The 19896-nt window shown below is 67.3% G+C and carries 20 protein-coding genes and 1 pseudogene; 15 read left to right on the top strand and 6 right to left on the bottom strand.

All coding sequences use genetic code 11. From position 1 onward, the window contains the following. Positions 1-60 precede the first annotated feature (60 nt). The 3 genes and pseudogenes from KD1_RS10800 to KD1_RS17375 all read right to left on the bottom strand — a co-directional run. Positions 61-807 carry an ATP-binding protein gene (locus tag KD1_RS10800; RefSeq protein ID WP_157073305.1) on the bottom strand — a complete coding sequence of 249 codons (747 nt, stop codon included), beginning with the start codon at positions 805-807 and terminating at the stop codon, positions 61-63. Further along, positions 804-1598 carry a Mu transposase domain-containing protein gene (locus KD1_RS10805; protein WP_217995866.1) on the bottom strand — a complete coding sequence of 265 codons (795 nt, stop codon included), beginning with the start codon at positions 1596-1598 and terminating at the stop codon, positions 804-806. Before KD1_RS10805 ends, KD1_RS10800 begins: the two co-directional genes overlap by 4 nt. 229 nt (positions 1599-1827) lie before the next feature. After that, a pseudogene (locus KD1_RS17375) lies at positions 1828-2172 on the bottom strand (transposase); the annotation flags it as partial. 150 nt (positions 2173-2322) lie between these two features. On the opposite strand from KD1_RS17375, the gene KD1_RS10815 reads away from it, so the two are divergent. Beyond that, entirely contained in the window at positions 2323-2577 is a 255-nt protein-coding gene (locus KD1_RS10815; RefSeq protein WP_068401788.1) for a Rossmann-fold NAD(P)-binding domain-containing protein, read from the top strand. A 64-nt stretch (positions 2578-2641) separates the two neighbouring features. Here KD1_RS10815 and KD1_RS10820 read toward each other — a convergent pair whose 3' ends face one another. Next, the gene (locus KD1_RS10820) at positions 2642-3814 is read right to left on the bottom strand and encodes a hypothetical protein (RefSeq protein WP_068401791.1); all 1173 of its coding nucleotides are present in this window, start codon (positions 3812-3814) and stop codon (positions 2642-2644) included. Positions 3815-3929: 115 nt separating this feature from the next. Beyond that, a complete protein-coding gene (locus KD1_RS10825; protein WP_068401794.1) occupies positions 3930-4556 on the bottom strand; it encodes a TetR/AcrR family transcriptional regulator in 627 nt (208 codons plus the stop codon). Between the two features lie 64 nt (positions 4557-4620). Here KD1_RS10825 and KD1_RS10830 point away from each other — a divergent pair, with 64 nt between their 5' ends. The 13 genes from KD1_RS10830 (at position 4621) to KD1_RS10890 (ending at position 18054) form a co-directional block, all read left to right on the top strand. Next, a complete protein-coding gene (locus KD1_RS10830) occupies positions 4621-6276 on the top strand; it encodes an AMP-binding protein (protein ID WP_068401801.1) in 1656 nt (551 codons plus the stop codon). A gap of 71 nt (positions 6277-6347) precedes the next feature. Next, positions 6348-7499 (top strand): ABC transporter substrate-binding protein, encoded by a 1152-nt coding sequence (locus KD1_RS10835; protein ID WP_068401803.1) that lies wholly within the window; start codon positions 6348-6350, stop codon positions 7497-7499. A 23-nt stretch (positions 7500-7522) separates the two neighbouring features. After that, a complete protein-coding gene (locus tag KD1_RS10840; RefSeq protein ID WP_068401805.1) occupies positions 7523-8416 on the top strand; it encodes a branched-chain amino acid ABC transporter permease in 894 nt (297 codons plus the stop codon). Beyond that, positions 8413-9339 (top strand): branched-chain amino acid ABC transporter permease, encoded by a 927-nt coding sequence (locus tag KD1_RS10845; RefSeq protein WP_068401809.1) that lies wholly within the window; start codon positions 8413-8415, stop codon positions 9337-9339. Before KD1_RS10840 ends, KD1_RS10845 begins: the two co-directional genes overlap by 4 nt. Beyond that, the gene (locus KD1_RS10850) at positions 9329-10084 is read left to right on the top strand and encodes an ABC transporter ATP-binding protein (protein WP_068401812.1); all 756 of its coding nucleotides are present in this window, start codon (positions 9329-9331) and stop codon (positions 10082-10084) included. The genes KD1_RS10845 and KD1_RS10850 overlap by 11 nt, the downstream gene beginning before the upstream one ends. Next, positions 10065-10781, top strand: coding sequence for an ABC transporter ATP-binding protein (locus KD1_RS10855; RefSeq protein WP_068401814.1), 717 nt, complete (start codon positions 10065-10067; stop codon positions 10779-10781). The genes KD1_RS10850 and KD1_RS10855 overlap by 20 nt, the downstream gene beginning before the upstream one ends. Then, a complete protein-coding gene (locus KD1_RS10860) occupies positions 10778-12409 on the top strand; it encodes an AMP-binding protein (RefSeq protein WP_068401818.1) in 1632 nt (543 codons plus the stop codon). Before KD1_RS10855 ends, KD1_RS10860 begins: the two co-directional genes overlap by 4 nt. Beyond that, positions 12396-13451, top strand: a complete 1056-nt coding sequence (locus tag KD1_RS10865; RefSeq protein ID WP_083542380.1) for an alcohol dehydrogenase catalytic domain-containing protein — start codon at positions 12396-12398, stop codon at positions 13449-13451. Before KD1_RS10860 ends, KD1_RS10865 begins: the two co-directional genes overlap by 14 nt. After that, positions 13448-13936, top strand: coding sequence for a MaoC/PaaZ C-terminal domain-containing protein (locus KD1_RS10870; RefSeq protein WP_068401825.1), 489 nt, complete (start codon positions 13448-13450; stop codon positions 13934-13936). Before KD1_RS10865 ends, KD1_RS10870 begins: the two co-directional genes overlap by 4 nt. 52 nt (positions 13937-13988) lie before the next feature. Beyond that, positions 13989-14297, top strand: coding sequence for a putative quinol monooxygenase (locus KD1_RS10875; RefSeq protein ID WP_068401826.1), 309 nt, complete (start codon positions 13989-13991; stop codon positions 14295-14297). A gap of 882 nt (positions 14298-15179) precedes the next feature. Then, entirely contained in the window at positions 15180-15683 is a 504-nt protein-coding gene (locus tag KD1_RS10880; protein ID WP_157073306.1) for a hypothetical protein, read from the top strand. A gap of 206 nt (positions 15684-15889) precedes the next feature. Beyond that, positions 15890-16804 (top strand): enoyl-CoA hydratase-related protein, encoded by a 915-nt coding sequence (locus KD1_RS10885; RefSeq protein WP_068401830.1) that lies wholly within the window; start codon positions 15890-15892, stop codon positions 16802-16804. Positions 16805-16896: 92 nt separating this feature from the next. Beyond that, positions 16897-18054, top strand: a complete 1158-nt coding sequence (locus KD1_RS10890) for an acyl-CoA dehydrogenase family protein (protein WP_068401832.1) — start codon at positions 16897-16899, stop codon at positions 18052-18054. 103 nt (positions 18055-18157) lie between these two features. Here the strand turns inward: KD1_RS10890 and KD1_RS10895 are convergent, their stop codons facing one another. Then, complete coding sequence (locus KD1_RS10895) at positions 18158-18976, bottom strand: enoyl-CoA hydratase/isomerase family protein (protein ID WP_068401834.1); 819 nt, start codon at positions 18974-18976, stop codon at positions 18158-18160. An 83-nt stretch (positions 18977-19059) separates the two neighbouring features. Here KD1_RS10895 and KD1_RS10900 point away from each other — a divergent pair, with 83 nt between their 5' ends. Further along, complete coding sequence (locus KD1_RS10900) at positions 19060-19884, top strand: SDR family oxidoreductase (protein WP_068401836.1); 825 nt, start codon at positions 19060-19062, stop codon at positions 19882-19884. Positions 19885-19896: the final 12 nt, after the last annotated feature.

Below are 19896 nucleotides of genomic sequence, written 5' to 3' on the forward strand. Positions count from 1 at the left end.
TCTTGCCGTTGGGGGCCAGTGGTCGCCGGGGTGGGGTCCACTGGCACCCAATGGTGGTTCTTACTGGTTCATTGTGGTGTGTTCACGCATGTTCTGGTTGCCGGTGTCGACCCAGATGGTGTTGTGCACGATGCGGTCCATGATCGCGTGGGCGTGTACCCCGGATCCGAGTCGCTGGTGCCAGTCCTTCTTGGCGTACTGGGTGCAGAACACCGTGGATCCGGTGTCGTATCTGCGTTCGAGCAGTTCGAGCAGCATGCTGCGCATCGCGTCGTCGGGGTGGTCGAGTAGCCATTCGTCGATGACCAGCAGGGTGAAGGCCGCGTACTTCTTCAGGAACTTCGTGGCGCCTTGGGGTTTGTCGCCGGCCAGCGCCCACGCTTCTTCCAGGTCGGGCATGCGGATGTAGTGGGCGCGGATGCGGTGTTGGCAGGCCTGTTTGGCCAACGCGCACCCCAGGTAGGACTTCCCGGAACCGGTGAAGCCTTGGAACACCACGTTCTGTTGCCGCTCGATGAAGGAGCAGGTCGCGAGTTGGGCGAGCACGTTGCGGTCCAGGCCACGTTCCTCGACCATGTCGAGGCGGCGTAGGTCAGCGCCGGGGTATCGCAGCCCAGCCCGGCGGATCAGGCCCTCGATCTTGGCGTGGTTGAACGTCGAGTGCGCTTCGTCGACGATCAACCGGAGTCGTTCACCGAAGCTCATCCCGAAGGTGAGGGTGTCGTCGTGGGCCTCGATCGCCTCCAACAGGGGCGTGGCTCCCATTTCGCGGAGCTTGCGCTTGGTTTCGATGTCGATGCCCTTCACTGGGCACCGCCTGCGTAGTAGTCGGCGCCGCGCACGTAGCCGCCGACTTCGACTGGTTCCTCGCGCGGTGGTCGGTGTCCGGCGGTCTTGTCCTGGCCGGTGGCCAGGATCGGGTGCAGGTGCGCATAGCGTGGGGAGCGCACCGGGCCCGCCAGGGCGAGCCGGGCGGCGGCCTCGACTCGTTCGGCAGAGAAACGCCGCGACAGGCGCAGCACCGCCAGCGCGGCGTCCAGGCCCTGCTCGTCGACCGGGACGAACTCGAAGATCCGGTTCACCACGCTCACCGTCGCCGGGCCGATCCGCTCGGCCCAGTGCCTGACCCGGTCGGGGTCCCACTGGCGATACCTGTCCCCGGCAGGAAGGTCGGCGTCATTGGTGCGGTACACGTTGACCGATCCAGGTGGTGGCAGCAGGTGGCTGGTCAGCCGCTCGGTGCCGCGGTAGACCTGCAACACCCGATCGGTGATGCGCAGGTCCACCTTCGCGCCCACGTGGGCGAAGGGCACGCAGTAGAAGTTCTTCTCCCACACCACGTGCCCGTTGCGGCCCACCCGGCGCCCGTAGACCCACCGGCTGATCTCGTAGCCGGCCTGCGGCAGCGGACGCAGCAGTGGTTGCTCCTCAGCGGCGAACACGCCCGCCCGCGACCCGTGCCGTTTCTGGAACGGCTCGGCGTTGTACGCCTCAACGCGACTGGCGATGGCGGCCTTGAGGTCGGGCAGCGTCGCGAACCGTTCATCACGTAGGTCCGCGATGATCCGCATCGTGACGTGCCACACGGTGTTCTCCATACTCGCCTTGTCCTTGGCCTTGCGGACGAGCGTGTCAAGTTTTCTGTGTATGGAATCGGTCTCCTTGTTTGATTTGTAGGGGTTACAGGTGGGGGTTGATGCGGTCGGGGTAGGCGATCGCGAGTTGGGCCAGGGCCTGCTTCCGGTTCGTCACCACGAGTCCTTCGACCAGCCGTGGGGCGGCCTTGCGTTCATTGGAAGGCTTCCCCTTGTCCTTGGCCCGTTCGCGGCGCCGCACGCCCTTGGGGACCAGCCGCGGGCTGAACGTGCCGTCACGATCGCGGGGCACGGCCAGGTCGACGTCAGCGGCCTGGGTCGCCAACGTCTTCGGCGTCGTGCCGTTGCGGGCGTTGGGGAACGCGGCCGCGTCGGGGGCGCCCTTCTCATAGCCCAGGTGGTCGGTCAGCTCAACGGCCAGGCCACGCTCGAGGCTGGCCTTGAGCAGCTCGTTGACGAATCCGCCATCGCCAGTCAGGTCGAGCTCACCGCCGTCGATCTTGGCGAACAGCCCGTCCAACGCGCCCGACTCGGCCAGCTCGCTCACCGCTGCCCGAGCGGGCGAAGCGGCGCGGATCGCGCGGCGCTCAGCCAACCGGCTCGGCCGCGTCGAAGCGGGCTTGTCGTTCACGTCTGTCCCAGTGGTCTCGTCCGTCACAACGGACATCATGTCGGTCATCGCGGTCCTTTCAGGACCAACCCCTTACACAGACCATCTGACACCCCCGTGGGCAAGTCCTACGAAGAGAGCGCCGAAGGTGAATGGAACCCATGGGTCCAGCCGCACCCGCTCAAGATCAACCGGCCTCCGTCGCTGCGCGACAACGCCAACGTCGCTCTCTTCCTGGCCAGTGACGACAGCGCGTACATGTCCGGAGCCGTGCTGCCGTCGACGGACGGTGGCACGCTGGCGCGCATCGGCATCCAGTTCGCCGACGACGCCGCCCGCGACCACACGTCGTGGTCGACAAACGAGGGCTGACGCAAGCGCACCAGCTCACGCCCCGTCGGCCCTCACGGGCTGACGGGGCGTGTGCTGGTTGTCTCTACGGCACGAACGCAAGCGCGAGGTCGAACACCGCGAGCAACCCCGGCGCCGCCGCGAGGACGAGCGTGACCGCCAGATCGGTGGTGGTCACGTCCCCACCGGGCGCGTGCTTCTCTCGAACGGGCGCCATGTGGTGCCACCACGCGACAGCCGCGATGACCCACAGCAGCAGCGCCACCCCGTCGATCACGAACGGCAGCGCCACCTGGAGCGGATTGTTCGCATCCATGAGTGCCAGCGCCACCATCAGCGCTCCCGGCACCGCCAGGGCGAGCGCGGTCAGGCCCGCCACCGTCACGGACGTCGGCCGCAGCGCCACGCCCCGCAGCGCAAACGTCGGTTGACGCACCAACCTGACGATGGCCGCGACGCCGAAGACGAGCGGGGCCACGGCGATCATGAAGATGTCAGCCTGGCGCATGGCGAGCACCGTGAACATCGCGCTGTACCCGGCCGCAGACTCCTCGTCGAACGAGTAGACACCGGGAAACAGATCGGCGAGCAGCATCGGCACCGTCACTGAAACCAGCCCCAGCAGGCCCGCGACGAAGTGCGACCCGGCGGCGACGAACAGGGCGATGGCGAGCAGGTCGATACGCAGGGCGAACCGCCACGTGGCCACGGCCACCAACCCCACGGAGATCGCCACCGTGAGCAGGCCGAGAAGCATCACGGGAAGGTGCAGATCAATGCCCGGGACGGACTCGACGATCAGTCGTGGCACGAGCATCCGGTTCATCGCGACGGTGATGCTTGACCAGCCCGCCGCCACCCCGACGACACCCGTGGCGAGGAGCAGCCACGCGGGCGCGGAGCGCGTCAGGGCAAGCGCCCCAACCATCCCCACGAGGAGGATCGACAACAGATCCAACCCGGTGGTGTAGAGCGCGATGACCACCAGGCCGAGCACCACCGCGTCCGCGATCTGCCGCGCTCCGCTCGGGAGGCGCCACAACATGAGCGCCGCGGCCACGCCGATCACGGTGAGCAGCGACGAGACGGGCACGTCGATGAGGATCGCGGCCGCGATGTACAGACACAGCCCGGCCATGGCTGCGGCGAGAACGCGGTACGCGAGTTTCCCCCGTGCGTCGCCGACAGGCATTCCGGAGAAGCGTGGCGCACGCACGCGCGCGCGGGCCGCGGACGGCGGCTGGCTGGGGTAGGACATGCGCACACCATAAGCGCGAAATTCTGTCCAACAGCCCTCGGAGCAGGCGCTTCGCGCCGAGGCTCGACCTGAGGAATCAAGACCCCGAGCCTATCAATCTTGTCCTTGAGGCCGCTCAGTTCGGCGACGCCTCCACCATCCCCAGCGCCAAACGCACGTTGATCTCGGCCAGCGCCTCGGGCGTCTCGCCCCCATCGGCCCGATACCAGAGCGCGAACGCCGAGCAGAGCTGCGCGATGTTGCGCGCCGCATGCCGCGGGTACGGCGTGCCGAAGACTCCCTCGGCCACACCGCGCTCCGCAATGTCGGTGAAGATGTGCTGCACCTCATCGCGCGCGGCCACGATGTCGCTGCGCTCCTCCCCGGTGAGATACCGAAACTCGCTCAACGCGACCACGCCGGTGGCCTGACTGTGCGCACTCCACAAAATGTACGCGCGCACCGCCGCCCCCATCTGCGCCACCGGATCATCTCCGGCCGCGTCGACGCCGCCGCGCACCTGCCCCAACAACTCCTGCAGGCCGGAGCGCAGTAGTTCGGCCAGCAGTGCCTCCTTGGAGGGCACGTAGTTGTACAGGTTCGCCAAGCTGGTCCCAGCCTCGCCGGCAATGGCCCGCATCGACGCTCCGTGAAAACCGCGCCCCGCGAACGCCGTCAACGCCCCCTTGAGAATCGCCCCCTCATTCGGCCGTCGGCCGGTGGAAGGCTTCTTCGACTCCCGCTCTTGACTCTGTGCCGTCATGACCTCACTATAGGGACGAACGATCGTTCGTGTACAAGTTTTCCGTCAAGACGAAGGAGTCTCGATGACGCAGACCCGTCTCCTGGACGTGTTCTCTGCCCTGGTCGAGGCGTCCCCCGAGTCCGTCGCACTCCTCGATGGGCACGCGGGCACGCGCGCGCCCTCACCCGTCACCCGCGCCGAACTCGCCACCCACGCGGGCCGGATCGCCGTGGTGCTGGCCGACCTCGACGTGACCCCCGGCGATGGCGTCGCCGTCTGGATGCCCAACTGGTCGAGCGCGGTCGCGACTCAATTGGCCGCCTTGACCCTCGGCGCGCACGTCGTCGGCATCAACACGCGCTACAACACCGACGAGGTCGCGCACGTCCTCGACTCCGCCCGGCCGAAGGTCGTCGTCATCGCCGACGGCTTCGCGCAGGTCGACCTCGTCGATCGCCTGACGCGCGCCGCGGCCGCGACGACCGCACCGCTCCCGGCCGTCCTGGTCCTCTCCGCGCCTGGCCTCCCACCGGCCGAACACCCCGAGCGCTTCGACGTGGGCAACGGAGCCCACGCCGTGCCCGCCGACGGCCCCACCCTCCCGCTCAAGGCACACCCGGTCGCCGGCCTCGCCACCGCCTTCACGACCTCCGGCTCCACCGGGCGAGCCAAACTCGCGGCACATTCGGAGCACGGTGTGGTCACCCAGGCGCTTGCCGTCGCCGAGGCGACGGGCATGAATGCCGACAGTGTCATCATGGGTGTCCTCCCGCTCTCCGGCGTCTTCGGATTCACCCCGGTCATGGCTGCCCTCCTCACTGGCGCCACCGCGCTCCTCGAGCCGGTCTTCGACGACTCGGGCGTCCTTGCCGACCTGTCCGCCGCCCGGGTCACCCACGCGGCCGGCGCCGATGACGTCTTCAGCCGCCTTCAAGCCGCGTGGCACGTCGACCAGCCCCCGATGGCGCTGCAGTGGATCGGCATCGCCGACTTCGAAGGCAAGTCCCGTGCCTTCGCGCAGTGGGCCGAGCAGCAGTGGGGCACGACGGTCGTCGGGGTCTACGGATCCTCCGAGACCTTCGCGCTCGCCGCCTTCTGGCACGCCACCGACCCCACCCCTGCGCGCTGGGGCGGTGGCGGGCGACCGGTGTCACCCGAGATCGAATGGCGCCTCGCCGACCCGGTCACCGGCCAGCCCGTGGCCGACGGAGTCGACGGCGAGATCCAATTCCGCGGGTACAACGTCGTCGACGCCTACCTGGGCGATGAGCGCCTGATCCACTCCGCCAGCACCGACGACGGCTGGTTCACCTCCGGCGACCTGGGCCGGCGACACGACGACGGCAGCTTCACCTATATCTGCCGCATGGGCGATGTCCTCCGTCTGCGCGGGTTCCTCGTCGACCCCGCCGAGATCGAACTCCGACTCCTGCAACACCCGAAGGTCAACATCGCCAAGGTCGTCGGCGCGACGGGAACCGAAGGGGGCACGGTCGCTGTTGCCTTCGTCGTGCCCACCGACGACGCGGCGGGCGAATCGCAGGTCGACGAAGCCGAACTTCTCGCCTGGTGCGCCGAATCGCTCGCGAAGTTCAAGGTCCCCCAGCGCGTCGTCATCCGCGACGCACTGCCCACCACGGCCGGCACCAACGGCACGAAGATCCGCGCCGCCGCGCTCCGCACCATCGCCGCAGAGATCCTGGCCGGCGATGTTCCACACCGGAGCGTCGACGCCTGACTCTCCCCGCACGTCCTCCCCACCGAAACCCCCACCGGGCAACGATGCCCGACACAACCCGAAGGAAACCCATGCGTACCCGACTCATTCGTCTCGCGTCCGTCACCACGATCGCAGGCCTCGGCCTGGCCACTGTCGCCGCCTGCGGCTCCGGCAGCGCCGGCGGCAGCGGCGACAACTCAGAGATCCTCATCGGTGGCCTCTGGGCCACCAGCGGCGCCCAGGCCGTCTACGGCGACTACTTCGGCAACGGCGCGAAGCTGGCCGTCAAGGACATCAACGACGCCGGCGGCGTGGGCGGCAAGACCCCGCTGAAGCTCCAGGTCGAAGACACCCAGGCCCTGCCCGAGCCGGCCGTCACCGCGTTCCAGAAGCTTGTCGGCGAGGACGTCAAGATGGTCCTCAGCTCCTTCTCCAGCCAGACCCTCGCCCTGATGCCGATCGCCGAGAGCCGCAAGATCCCGGTCATCAACGGTGGCGCGCAGAGCAACGCGCTCGGCGACCAGAAGTTCCTCCTCAACACGATCCCGTTGGTGCGCAACGAGAGCGAGGTCCTCGCGAAGTACCTCGTCAAGGAGAAGAAGTACACCAAGGCCGCGGTCATCTACACCAGCGACGACGGCGGCCGCGCCGCCAAGGACAGCTTCGAGGAGGCCTACAAGGCCGCCGGCGGCAACATCGTCGCCGAGGAGAGCGGCAAGTACCAGGGCACCGACTACCGCTCGCAGTTGACGAAGCTGCGCAGCTCCGGCGCCGACTTCCTCCTCATCGGCGCCTTCGGCCAGGACACGAACAACATCGTCAGCCAGGCCCGCGAGATCGGCTGGAAGGTGCAGATGGCCAACACCTCCTGGGCCGCCATCCCCGACGTGCTCAAGAACAAGTCCGCCGAGGGCCTGATCCTGACGTCGATCCCGTTCGAGCCGAAGGCCGACTTCGTCCAGCGTTACGAGAAGGAGTACGGCGAGAAGCCGGCCAGCTCGTACATCGGCAACTACTACGACGCCGTGCAGGTCTTCTCGCAGGGCTACGCCAAGGCCGCCGAGGCGAACGCCAACCCGAGCGGAGAAGAGATCATCAAGGCGATCAACGACATCAAGACGTTCGATTCCTCCTACGGCTCGAAGCTGACGTTCGAGAACGGCGTCGCCTCGCGCCCGATCAACATCGGCGAGATCACCGGCGGCGCAGTCACAACCCTGGTCAAGAACTACCAGGGCTGACCCGAGGCATCGGCCCGACTGACATGAACCTCTTCATCCAACTGCTGCTCAACGGCGTCGTCGCCGGCAGCGTCTACGCCTTGGTGGCGGTGGGCTTCGCGTTGATCTTCGGCGCGACCAGCCACTTCCACATCGCCCACGCCGCCGTGTTCAGCGGCGCGGGATACCTGGCGGTCATCGCGACCCAGAACCTCGGCCTGCCGGGTGGTGTCGCCGCGGCCGTCGGGCTGATCCTCGCGGTGCTCCTCGGTGTGGCTCTGGTGCGCTTCCTCTATACCCCGCTGGGGCGCCGCGGCGGGCAGGGATTCGTCCTCTTCCTCGTCTCCCTCGGCGCGCTGGTGGTCGTCGACAACCTCTTCACCATCAACCTCGGAGCGCGGCCCGCCCAGTTGTCGTTGGGCGGCTGGTTCCACCGTGCGATCCCGATGGGGTCGTGGTCGATGACCGTGGGCCAGGTCGCCCTGGTGGCGATCACCGTCGTCGCGTTCACGGCGCTCCTGCTCGTGTTGACCAAGACCCGCGCGGGCAAGCTCATCACCGCCTACTCGGGCAACCCTGAGTTCGTCGAGATCGTCGGCCGCCGCCCGCAGCGCGTGCTCGTGCTCGTGTACGCCGCCGGGTCGCTCTTTGCCGCACTGGCCGGCCTGTACGTCGCGGCCGACACGGGCATGCAACCGGGCCTGGGCGAGACGTTCTTCATCATCTCGATCATGGCCGTCTTCATCGGCGGCATCGGCAGCGTCACCGGCGCGTTCATCGCCGCGATGGCCCTCGGCGTCCTGCAGAACGTGCTGCTCATGCGCATCGACGCCGAATGGACCCTGCCGGTGATCTTCGTACTGTTCCTCGTGCTCATCACGGTCAGCCCCGCCGGGCTCTCCGGTCTGAAGCTGACGTCGAGGAGGCGTCCCGCATGAGCCCCTACATGTTGTCCCTGCTGACCTCGATCGCCATCTTCGCGATCCTGTCGCTCTCCCTGAGCCTGCTCATCGGGCACATGGGCATCTTCTCGATGGCCCACGCCGCGCTCTTCGGTGTTGGTGCGTACACCTACGCCTTCCTCAGCGTGAAGCAGGACTGGTCCCCACTGGCCGCGACGGCCGCCGCGATCGTGCTGGCCGCGGCCGCCGGCGCCGTGATGGCCGTCCCGGCCCTGCGCGTCTCCGGTGATTACTTCATCGTCGCGTCGTTCGCCTTGCAGATCGTCGCCTCGAGCGTGTTCTCGAACTGGACCTCCGTGACCGGCGGCACCGGCGGAATCCCGGGGATCGTCCGGCCGGTCTTCGGCCCGATCGATCTTTTCCAGGACCAGCCGTTCCTCGTCTACTCGTTCATCGTGTTGCTCATCGTGGCCGCCCTCGGGTTCTGGCTCGTGCGTTCGCCGTTCGGGCGGATGATGCACACGATCCGTGACGACGAAGTCGTCGCGGCGACGATGGGCAAGCCAGTGCGCGGCACGAAGATCCTCGTCACCGTGCTCGCCGGGGCGTTCGCCGGCCTCGCCGGTGTCGTCTACGGGCAGTACCTCATGTACATCAGCCCAGGGTCGTTCGAGGTCGCCACATCGGTCAGCATCATCACGATGGTCGTCGTCGGGGGCATGACCTCGATCCTCGGGTCGATCATCGGAGCGGCGATCATCACCGTGATCCCGCCGCTGCTGCAGGAGATTCGTTTAGCCGAGTCGGTCGCGGGCCCACTGGAGCAGGCGTTCTTCGGGCTGCTCCTGGTCGTGCTCATGTTCACCCGCCCGCAGGGTCTGCTGGCCGACAAACCGCATCGACGCCCGCGCAGTGCCGGTACGCAGGCCGCAGCGCAGGAGGCTTCCCATGTTGCTTGAGGTCGAGAACGCCTCGAAGTGGTTCGGTGGCCTGCAGGCCGTCAAGGGCGCCACGTTCGGCGTGCCCGAAGGTCAGGTCACCGGTCTGGTCGGGCCGAACGGCGCCGGCAAGACGACGTTGTTCAACATGATCACCGGCACCCTGCCCACCGATGAAGGCACCGTGACGTACAACGGCACCGACATCACCAGCGCGTCACCACAGGACCGGGTCGCGGCCGGGATCGGTCGGACGTTCCAGGACGTGCGTCTGCTGCCGCGCCTGAGCGTCATCGACAACGTGTGTGTCGGCGTGCAGAAGCAGCCCGGCGAGCGGGTGCGCAACGTCTTCTTCCGCCCGGCGAAGTCGCGCGCCGAGGAGCAGCGCACGGTGGACTTCGCCCACGAATGTCTCGATTTCGTGGGGATCCCGGAGCAGGTGCGCGGCCAGTCGGCCGGGTCGCTGTCGTACGGGGAGCAGAAGCTCGTCTCGATCGCGCGACTGCTCGCGACCCGGTCGAAGCTCCTGCTGCTCGATGAGCCCACCTCCGGGTTGGACGAGTCCTCGCTCGACCAGTTCCGCGCGGTCCTGGCCAAGTTGCTCAGCGAGGGCCACACCGTGCTCCTCGTCGAACACAACATGCTGCTCGTGCGCGAGCTGTGCCACCGGGCCGTGTTCCTGGGCACCGGTGAGGTGCTGGCCGTGGACACCCCCGAGAAACTCATGGAAAGCGAGGTGCTCCGAGATGTCTACTTCGGCGCCTGAGAAGGTCACCAACGCGCTGCTCAGCGTGCAGGACGTGCACGCCGATGTGGCGGGTCAGCCGGTGCTGCAGGGGCTCTCGCTCGACGTGCGCGAGGGCGAGTTCGTCGCCGTGCTCGGGCACAACGGCGCCGGCAAGTCGACGCTCCTGCGTGCGCTTCTCGGGCTGACACCGACCAAGTCGGGGAGCATCCACCTGCGCGGCGAGGACATCACCTCGGCCTCTACCCCACGCATCGTCGACTCGGGTGTGGCCCTGGTGCCGCAGCAGCGCGGGTACTTCGAGAACCTCAGCGTGAACGACAACCTCAGCTTCGGCGAGCGTGGTTCGGGGCGGATCACCCGCGCGGACGTCTTGGAGATGTTCCCGATCCTGCAGACGCGCGGTGATCAGCTGGTCGGCACGATGAGTGGCGGGCAGCGGCAGATGGTCGCGATCTCGATCGCGCTGATGTCGAGCCCGGACCTGCTCATGCTCGACGAGCCGTCGGTGGGGCTGCAGCCGAACCTTGTCGACACGGTCATGCAGGTGGCGCAGCGGCTCAATGCGGAGTACGGCATGACGGTCATCCTCGTCGAGCAGAACATCGAGAAGGTGCTGCAGGTCGCCAAACGCGTCGCCGTCATCAACCGTGGTCGCATCATGCTCGACCAGCCGGTGGAGAAGGTCACGGCCGACGAGATCTGGCGGTTGCTGTGAGCGAGACCGTTCTGGCACCGGGCCTGGTCATCGCGCATGAGCCGACCGTGGCCCACCTGTTGGCGCACCTGAGCGCGACCCACGGTGAGCGCGTGGCCCTGATCGATGGGGAGTTGCGCACCACGTACGCACAGTTGCAGGAGCGCGGTGCCCGCCTGGCCGGCGCGTTGGCCGAGCTGGGGCTGGGAGCCGGGGACGTGCTGGCCATCTGGCTGCCGAGCTCGACGGCCACCGTTGAATATGTGGCCGCGGCTGCGCAACTCGGCGCGATCGCGTTCGGGGTCAACACGAAGCTCCGTTCGCATGAGGTGCTGCAGGCGCTCGTCGATTCGGGTGCGTCGACCCTCGTTGTCGAGCCCGGGTTCAAGGGCATCGACTTCATGGGCATGCTCGCGGAGATGGCGGCGCGGCTGCCGGATTCGCTGCGTCACATCGTCACTCTGGGCGAGGGTGCCGAGGTGCCGGAGGCGCTGCGTCCGCTGGCCGTGGCCGGTGAGAGTCTGCTCGCGCACGAACCGGTGTGGGAGATTGCCGCGACGCCGCAGACTCGGGCGCACGCGTTCAGTTCCTCCGGGACGACCTCGTCGCCGAAGCTCGTGTTGCACGATCATGCCGGTCTGGTGCATCACGCGTATGCCGTGGCCAAGCGGTTCGGGTATCACGCGCCGAACACCGTCGTGCTGGGTGCGCTGCCGTTCTGTGGTGTGTTCGGGTACAACACGCTGCTGGCGGGGTTGGCGGCCGGCGCTCCCGTCGTGATCCAGGCGGTGTTCAAGGCGGCCGAGGCCGTTCAGTTGATTCGCTCGCACGGCGTGACGCACACGAATGTCTCGGACGAGATGTTGCGCCGCATCCTCGATGAGGACGATCTGTCGACGATGCCGACATGGCGTGAGGCGGGCTTTGGGAGTTTCACGGCGCTCGACGCTCCGGGCATCGTGGCGCAGGCCGCTGCGGCAGGCCGGAAGTTCTTCCAAACCTTCGGGTCGAGTGAGGTGCAGGCGCTGATGACGTACCCGGCTGCCGGTTCGGGTGTCGAGCGGTGGGGCTTGGGCGGGGGAGTGCCGATCTCGGGGGCGATCCGGGTACGGGTCACCGATCCGGACTCCGGTGAGGTACTGCCCGACGGTGAACGTGGGGAGATCGAGGTGTCGGGCCCCAATGTCACGTGCGGCTATCTCAATCGTGAGGGCATTCCGGATCTTCGTTCCGACGGGTTCTTCCGGACCGGTGACCTGGGGTACATGGACGGCGATGACGTCGTGTATCTCTCGCGGGCGGGGGATTCGTTGCGGCTCGGCGGGTTCCTGGTCAGCCCCGAGGAGATCGAGTCGTTCCTCGAGGACCTGCCGGGGGTGCATCAGGCCCAGATTGTCGCGGTCGAGACGCCCGAGGGGCGGGCGGTGGTCGGCTTCGTGCTGGCCGAGGTGGGCGAGGCGTTCGATGAGGAGGCCGTGCTCGCGGAGTGTCGGCGCCAGCTCGCCCGATTCAAGGTGCCGCGTCGCGTGTTCGTCGTCGACGAGTTCCCGACCCTGCATGGCGCCAATGGCGTGAAGATCCAGAAAAACAAGCTGCGAGATCTCGCAACTGAGCTTTTGACGAAAGGGGGAGCCGATGTCGCTTCCTGAGGTCATGACGGCCCAACGCATTCACGAATTCGGAGGCCCCGAGGCGCTGCGGGCGGAGCAGGTGCCGGTGCCGCAGCCCCAGGCGGGGCAGGTGCTCATCGAGGTGGCGTACTGCGGGGTGTGCCGGCACGATCTGCTGACCCGTGGCGGGGCTTTTCCCCGTGCCCAGATGCCGGTGACCCTCGGGCATCAGGTGAGCGGGCACGTCTCCGCCCTGGGTGAAGGCACCACGGGCTTTGCGGTGGGGGATCGCGTGATGACGATGATCTACACCGGGTGTGGCACGTGCCCGCAATGTGCGGCCGGCATGGAGGCGTTGTGTTCGCAGCAGACGCCGGCGTTCTTGGGGGAGGACCACGACGGGGGTTATGCCGAGTTCGTGGCGGTGAATGCGTCCACGGTCATCGCGCTGCCCGAGGGTGTCGGCCTGGCCGAGGCGGCCATTGCGACGTGCACGCTCGGTACCGCGTACCACGCACTCATCGGCCGTGGTGGGCTCACGAGCGGGCAGACGGTGGTCATCACCGGTGCCAGCGGCGGGGTCGGGTTGCACGCCATCAGCATCGCGCGGGCCGCGGGTGCCCAGGTGGTCGGCGTGGTCTCCAGCGAGGAGAGCGCCGAGCGCGTTCGTGAGATGGGCGCGCACGAGGTGGTGGTGTCGCCGGAGCGGAAGTTCGCCAAGGAGGTGCGCAACCGGCTCGGGGTGCAGGCCGACCTCGTGCTCGAGGTGATCGGCGCTCCGACTCTGCGTGAGTCGTTGCATGCGGTGCGGCTGGGCGGGACCGTGGTTGTGTTGGGCAATGTTGAGGGCAAGGAGGTGTCGATTCCTCCCGCGTATCTGATCCTCAAGGAGATCAGCCTCGTGGGCACGAAGTCGTGCAGCGTGGATGAGATGCAGCAACTGCTCGGGAGCCTCGGGCGCGGTGAGTTGCGTGCCGATGTCTCGGAGATCGTGCCGGTGGCTCAGGCTGCGGAGGTGCACCGTCGGATGGAATCCGGCGCGAACCTGGGTCGGGTTGTGCTGGAGGTCAAGGGCGGATGAGCGAGGTCGTGGATGTCGTGGAGCCCAGCCCGGGGTTGTGGTTCGAGGATCTGGCTGTCGGGCAGGTGTATCGGTCGGTGGCGCGGACGGTGACCGAGACCGATCTGACGCAGTTCAGCATGCTGTCCGGCGATTGGAACGCGATCCACTCGGATGTGGAGTTCAGCAAGTCGTCGTTCTATGGGCAGCGGGTCGTGCATGGGGTGTTCGGGATCGCGCTGCTCACCGGTTTGATGGACCGCGCTGGGTGGTTCGCCGAGACCGCGGTCGGGATGGTCGGGATCGACGGCTGGCGCTTCGGCGCTCCGATCTTCGTCGGGGACACGCTGCACTGCGAAATGGAGATCACCTCGACGCGGATGACGAGCAAGGGGGACCGCGGGATCGTCGGGCGGCTGTACCGGTTGATCAACCAGCGCGGTGAGGTCGTGCAGTCCGGTGAGATGCCGGCGATGATCCTGGCGCGGCCGGCGGTAGGCTCCTGATCGCCGACTGATGTCGGTCCGCACACTGTCGTGCCCGAGGAAGGACACACCCATGATCAACGTCGTCGCCCGTTTCATCGTCAAGGACGGGTTCGCCGAGGAATTCGAGGCTGCGGTCGCGTCGGCCCGCCCGGCGTACCTGTCCGACGAGGGGTGTCTGCGATTTGACCTGCAGCGGCAACTCAAGAGCACCGAGATCTACATCCTGCTTGAGTCCTACGCCGACAAGGACGCGCTGCGTCGGCACAGCGAGATGAAGGAGTTCGCGGAGTTCCGAGCGGCGACGGCTGAGCTGATCGAGGGGCCGGCGGAGGTCACGCTGCTGTCCCCGGTGGGGGAGCAGATCGCCCTCGCCGGCTGAAATACCAATGCCGAGTGATGGATCCGCGTGCCCTATGAGGACTCATGGAGCACGCGGATCCATCACTTGACAGGTAGCCGACCTTGGCTTCGAGCGCCACGGAATTGGTCCTCGGTGCCAGGACATAACCTGTGACGCTCGCACTTTCGGGTGGCGCACTGCGAGGGCTGGCGACTGAGCCCAGTCTTGCCGGGCCGTTGCCGCACCTCGTTTGGGGTGCGGCGATCAACGGCACCAGTTGCTCGTCCGCGCCGGAATCACCGGATGGGAAGGACGAATCCCAAGCTGCGACGCCTTCGTGACTTCTCGGCGCCAGCTCAGTGCGGCAGTAGCCTGACCTGATCGAGAGCCCGGCTGAGGTCACCCTGCTGTCGCCGGTGGGAAAGCAGATCACCCTTGTCGGCTACAGGGGGCTCACCGTCCAAACGTCCGGAGTAGCCAGAAGCCCATGCCCGAGGCCTTCGGTCCGCCAAAGTAGTCGCAACCTGGTGGTCCGTCTCATTGCTGGGTAACAGGGGTTGGCTCTGTCTGGTGTCAACTCCACCCTTCGCCGGTTCCGGTTCGAGGTATTGCGCGGCGGGAATCCGCCGCGTAATAGCTCGAACCGCTGGGTGCCGGGGTGTCCGTGCCTTAGCACACCGGAGTCGCGCGCACGGCCCCAAACTTAGACGATCTCTGACTGAATGTGTGATGTGCGTCACAGATCGCGCCGAGCAGGTCTACCTTTGGTCGGTAGCCAGAGCCATGTGCCTGCGACGACCCCGCTCACGCAGACGTCAGCGACGACGTCCCCTCCCCGGAGCGCCCAACGGCAGAGACCTCCGTGCTGCGGCCCCGCGGGCGAGACCCGCCCGAGGGATTTCACAAGGAATGGGGAGTCAGATGTCACACACCGGACGGCTCGCGGCCACAGCGTTCTCCGCCCTCGCCGCGATAGCCCTCGCAGCCTCACCTGCATTGGGTGCGGTCAACGTCAAGACCGCACCGACCGCCACCTTCAGCGGCGCCTCCGTCACCGTCTCTGGTGGCAACTTCAGCGGACTCGGCAACACCCCGGCCTTCGGGCAGGTGACTGTCCAGGGCTTCGCCTACTACAACTGCTTCAACCCTGGCGGCAACTTCGTGCCCGGGCAGAACCCGGTAGCGGCGCAGTCCGGGACGTCGCCGCTGGTCGAGCTGCAGACCACCAAGAACGGTCGCGCCACCATCCCGCCCATCACGGCCACCGTGACGCAGCCGGCCACGCCGACGGCACAGGCGGTCGGCTGTGGTGGTAACGGTGGCACCGCCTGGGCGGTCGTCTTTGACCGCCTCGAGGCGACCTCGGCCCACGTGGACGTGTTCCAGTCGGGCAACCTCGTCTACGCGACGGACTTCACGAAGTGAGCCGCGGACGACACGCAGGGAGCTGAGCGTCCAGGCGCGGCCCCCTCGCGGTTCGAGGTATTGGCGACCGTTGCAACGGTCGCCAATACCTCGAACCGGGTGTGGGGCGGGTGGGGTGGGCGGGCGCAGTGGGTGGTTGACCGGTCCACGGTACGATCGTAGAGTTAGCGATCGCTAAGTACTGTGGACGGATCAAGGTGGATGCCGTGGATGTGACCTACGAGGCCCGCGATCACATCGCAGTGGTCACGCTCAACCGACCCGAGGCGCGCAACGCGTGGACCGACGCGATGGAGCAGGGCGTCATCGACGCATTCGAGCGCTCCGACGCCGATGACGACGTGCGGGTGGTCGTGCTCACCGGCGCCGGATCGACGTTCTGTGCCGGCATGGACCTCTCGGGTGCGGGCGACGAGACTCCGATTGCCGCATGGCGGCACAGCTCGACCACGCCGGCGGGGGCCAGTTTCGACGTCCCGGGCGAAGAACTACCGCTGCGCCGCGACGGAGGCGGCCGCGCCGTGCTCCGGATCTTCGAGTCACGCAAACCTGTCATCGCCGCCATGAACGGCCACGCCGTCGGTGTCGGCGCGACGCTGTCGTTGCCGTGCGACATCCGCATCCTGTCGAACCAGGCGCGGGTGGCGTTCCCGTTCACTCAGCGCGGGTTCGTGCCGGAGTCGTGTTCGTCCTGGTTCCTGCCGCGGCTGGTGCCGATGCAGCGGGCGATGGAGTGGGTCCTGACCGGACGCACGCTGACCGCGGCCGAGGTCGCCGACGCCGGGCTCGTGCTGCGACTCGAGGAGCCCGACCAGGTGCTGCCCGCGGCCATGGCGCTCGCGGAGTCCATCGCCGCCGCGTCGGCCGTGTCGACCTCGGTGTCGCGGCGCCTGCTGTGGGGCATGCTCACTGCCGACCACCCGATGGAGGCGCACCGCCTCGAGACGCTCATGCTCAACGCGTGCGGCGTGTCGGCCGATGCCATCGACGGGGTGCAGGCGTTCTTCGAGAAGCGTGCGCCCGTGTTCACCGAGACCCTCGACTCCGTCGATACGTCCGTGCTCGATGCTCCGTTGCGTCGTGAGTACACCCCGCCCGCCGGCGCGACGCCCCTGAACTGACGTCGAGTGATGGATTCGCGTGCTCTGTGCCGGCGTGTAGGCCACGCGGATCCATCAATCGACGAAACCTGAACCCGACCGGAAGGAACCCCATGAAGCGCCACCTCTACACCTCCGACCACGATGACTTCCGTGCCGTCGTGCGCGAATTCGTCGAGCGCGAGGTCGTCGGCAACATCGAAGGATGGGAGCAGCAGAAGCTCACGCCGCGCGACGTGTGGCTGGCTGCCGGAAAGCAGGGGATTCTCGGGCTTGCGGCTCCGGAGGAATACGGGGGCGCGGGCGCGCTGCACGACTACCGCTACCGAAACGTCGTCATCGAGGAATTGAACCGGGTTTTCGCGACGTCGCTGGCCGGTGGGTTCGGTCTGCAGGAGGATATCGCGATCCCGTACATCGTCGAACTGGGCAATGACGGGCAGAAGCAGCGCTGGCTGCCGAGCATGGTCACCGGTGAGATCATCGGTGCGATTGCCATGACGGAGCCCGGTACGGGCAGTGATCTTCGCGGTATCGCCACGTCGGGTCGTCGGGTCGATGGCGGCTGGATTGTCAACGGGGCAAAGACGTTCATCACGAATGGTATTCAGTCCGACATTGTCATCGTCGTGGTCAAGACGGACCCGGAGGGCGGTTCGCGGGCTTTCAGTCTGCTCGTCGTGGAGCGCGGTATGGACGGCTTCTCCCGAGGACGGCAGCTCGCCAAGGTCGGGATGGATGGTCAGGATACGGCCGAACTGATCTTCGAGGACGTGTTCGTGCCGGATGCGAATCTCTTGGGGGAACTCGGTGGCGGTTTGAATCAGCTGCGCAATCTGCTGCCGCTGGAGCGGCTGTCGATCGCGGCGCAGGCGGTGGCGTCGGCGACGTCGGTGTTCGACTCGACGGTGAAGTATGTCGATGAGCGTCGGGCGTTCGGGCAGCCGATTGCGGACTTCCAGAACACGCGCTTCGAGCTGGCGTCGATGCGGACCGAGATCGACGTGACGCGGGCGTTCGTGGATCAGGCGATCGTCGCGTACAACGCGTCGGACCTGACGGTCGTCGATGCCGCCGAGGCGAAGCTGTGGGGTTCGGAGATGCAGAACCGCGTCATCGACCGGTGCCTGCAGTTGCACGGTGGGTACGGGTTCATGCTCGAGTACCCCGTCGGCCGGGCCTACCAGGACGCACGCGTGCAGCGCATCTTCGGCGGCGCGAACGAGATCATGAAGGAGATCATCGGGCGGGACATCGTCGGTCGCCGCTGACGTTTCGCGGTTCCCGCGCCCTCGTGGTTCGAGGTATTAGCGACCGTTGCAGCGGTCGGTAATACCTCGAACCGGGGGAGGAGGGGCGGCGCGGGGGAGACGCTCAGCGGTGTTGGTACACCGGCGGGCGACGCTCGAGGAATGACGCGGTCGCTTCGCGGCGGTCCTCGGTCATGGCGGTGATCATCTGCTGCCGGTTCTCGAACTCGATGCTCGTGTTCCATGCCGGAGTCTCGAGCGCGATCCACATCCCGGCCTTGGTGAGTTCGACCGACGCCGGCGGGTTGGCGAGGATGTGCCCAACAGTCTCGTCGACGGCGCCGGCCAGAACACCGGGCTCGACGACCCGGCTGAGCAGCCCGCCGGCCAGCGCCTCGGCCGCCTCGAATCGCCGCCCGGTCAGCATGAGTTCGTGCGCGCGCCCGGCGCCCATGATGCGCGGCAACAGCCACGAGACTCCGATGTCGCATGCCGAGAAGCCCGCCCGGATGAACCCGACGGCGAAGACTGCGGTCGATACGGCGATCCGGATATCGGCCGCACAGACCAACGCCAAACCGCCGCCCGCGGCCGCGCCGTTGACCGCCGCGATGACCGGCTGCGGCAGCGCGCGGATCGCCTGGGCGACACTGACGATCTCGCGTTGGCGCGCGAAAGTGCCGAGCATCAGGCCCTGGTCGTCGGCGCGCGGGTCGTCGCCGTAGCCGTTGAGGTCGAGTCCGGCGCAGAACGCGCGGCCGGCTCCGGTGAGGACGACGACGCGGATGCTCCGGTCTGCGCCGATCTCGGCGAACGTGTCGAGCAGCGCGCGGACGAGGTCGGCGTTGAGCGTGTTCATCGCGTCGGGCCGGTTGAGCGTGATGGTGGCGACTCCGCGCTCCGAGCGTTGGACGGTGACGGGAGCAGCATCTTTGCTGGTCATGACTTCCCTTCTTAGCGATCGCTAACTAGTGTGAGGCTCAGCATGGCACGCGACCACGCGAATTGGAACGAGAGGACTCACCGATGAGTGCGCTGCTTCACCCCGATCTGCTCCGTGACAAGACGATCTTCGTCAGCGGCGGCGGTAGTGGCATCAACCTGGCCATTGCCAAGGCCTGCGCGTCGGTGGGCGCGAACATCGCCATCTGCGGGCGGACGGAGTCGCGGCTCGAGTCCGCGGCCGAGGAGTTGCGGGCCCTGGGCGCTCGCGTTGTGCCGGCCGTCGCCGATGTGCGCGACTGGGACGCGGTGCAGGCGGCGTTCGCGCGCACGGCCGAGGAGCTCGGTCCGGTCTCGGGTGTTGTCGCGGGCGCGGCGGGCAACTTCGTCGCTCCGGCCGAGCAGATTTCGACCAATGGGTTCAAGGTCGTGCAGGACATCGATGTGCTCGGGAGTTTCCACGTGGCGAAGGCGGCGTTCGAGCAGTTGCGTGAGACACAAGGCTCCGTGCTGTTCATCACGGCCGGTCAGTCGGTGCGGTCGATGGCGTATCAGGTGCATGTGGCCGCGGCGAAGGCCGGTGTCGATGCGTTGATGCGCGGGCTGGCGCTGGAGTGGGGTCCGCTCGGGATCAGGTCGAACTCGATCGCGCCCGGCCCGGTGGCGGGGACCGAGGGGATGAAGCGGCTGACCGAGGCGACGGGCGATCAGTTGTGGAACGACATGGTGCCGCTCGGGCGATTCGCCGAAGCCGAGGAGGTGGCGACGATGGCGACGGTGCTGCTCTCGCCGCTGTCGTCGTATGTCAACGGAGCGCGGTTGACGTGCGATGGTGGGTTGGAGGTCGGCGGATCGACGGAGTACGACCGGGCGACGCGTGAGGCGTTCGCTGCGGCGACTCAGCAGTAGGGCCCCTCCCGG

It is taken from the genome of Kribbia dieselivorans NBRC 106261 (assembly GCF_001552435.1).
Classification (GTDB): domain Bacteria; phylum Actinomycetota; class Actinomycetes; order Actinomycetales; family Dermatophilaceae; genus Kribbia; species Kribbia dieselivorans.

Bases quoted from the DNA above. Each gene is read 5' to 3' on its own strand.
- KD1_RS10895 (WP_068401834.1), bottom strand. From the start codon at position 18,976: ATGACCAGCAAAGATGCTGCTCCCGTCACCGTCCAACGCTCGGAGCGC.
- KD1_RS10825 (WP_068401794.1), bottom strand. From the start codon at position 4,556: ATGACGGCACAGAGTCAAGAGCGGGAGTCGAAGAAGCCTTCCACCGGC.
- KD1_RS10835 (WP_068401803.1), top strand. From the start codon at position 6,348: ATGCGTACCCGACTCATTCGTCTCGCGTCCGTCACCACGATCGCAGGC.
- KD1_RS10830 (WP_068401801.1), top strand. From the start codon at position 4,621: ATGACGCAGACCCGTCTCCTGGACGTGTTCTCTGCCCTGGTCGAGGCG.
- KD1_RS10900 (WP_068401836.1), top strand. From the start codon at position 19,060: ATGAGTGCGCTGCTTCACCCCGATCTGCTCCGTGACAAGACGATCTTC.
- KD1_RS10840 (WP_068401805.1), top strand. From the start codon at position 7,523: ATGAACCTCTTCATCCAACTGCTGCTCAACGGCGTCGTCGCCGGCAGC.
- KD1_RS10875 (WP_068401826.1), top strand. From the start codon at position 13,989: ATGATCAACGTCGTCGCCCGTTTCATCGTCAAGGACGGGTTCGCCGAG.
- KD1_RS10805 (WP_217995866.1), bottom strand. From the start codon at position 1,598: ATGGAGAACACCGTGTGGCACGTCACGATGCGGATCATCGCGGACCTA.
- KD1_RS10845 (WP_068401809.1), top strand. From the start codon at position 8,413: ATGAGCCCCTACATGTTGTCCCTGCTGACCTCGATCGCCATCTTCGCG.
- KD1_RS10890 (WP_068401832.1), top strand. From the start codon at position 16,897: ATGAAGCGCCACCTCTACACCTCCGACCACGATGACTTCCGTGCCGTC.
- KD1_RS10850 (WP_068401812.1), top strand. From the start codon at position 9,329: ATGTTGCTTGAGGTCGAGAACGCCTCGAAGTGGTTCGGTGGCCTGCAG.
- KD1_RS10870 (WP_068401825.1), top strand. From the start codon at position 13,448: ATGAGCGAGGTCGTGGATGTCGTGGAGCCCAGCCCGGGGTTGTGGTTC.
- KD1_RS10820 (WP_068401791.1), bottom strand. From the start codon at position 3,814: ATGTCCTACCCCAGCCAGCCGCCGTCCGCGGCCCGCGCGCGCGTGCGT.
- KD1_RS10865 (WP_083542380.1), top strand. From the start codon at position 12,396: ATGTCGCTTCCTGAGGTCATGACGGCCCAACGCATTCACGAATTCGGA.
- KD1_RS10880 (WP_157073306.1), top strand. From the start codon at position 15,180: ATGTCACACACCGGACGGCTCGCGGCCACAGCGTTCTCCGCCCTCGCC.
- KD1_RS10855 (WP_068401814.1), top strand. From the start codon at position 10,065: ATGTCTACTTCGGCGCCTGAGAAGGTCACCAACGCGCTGCTCAGCGTG.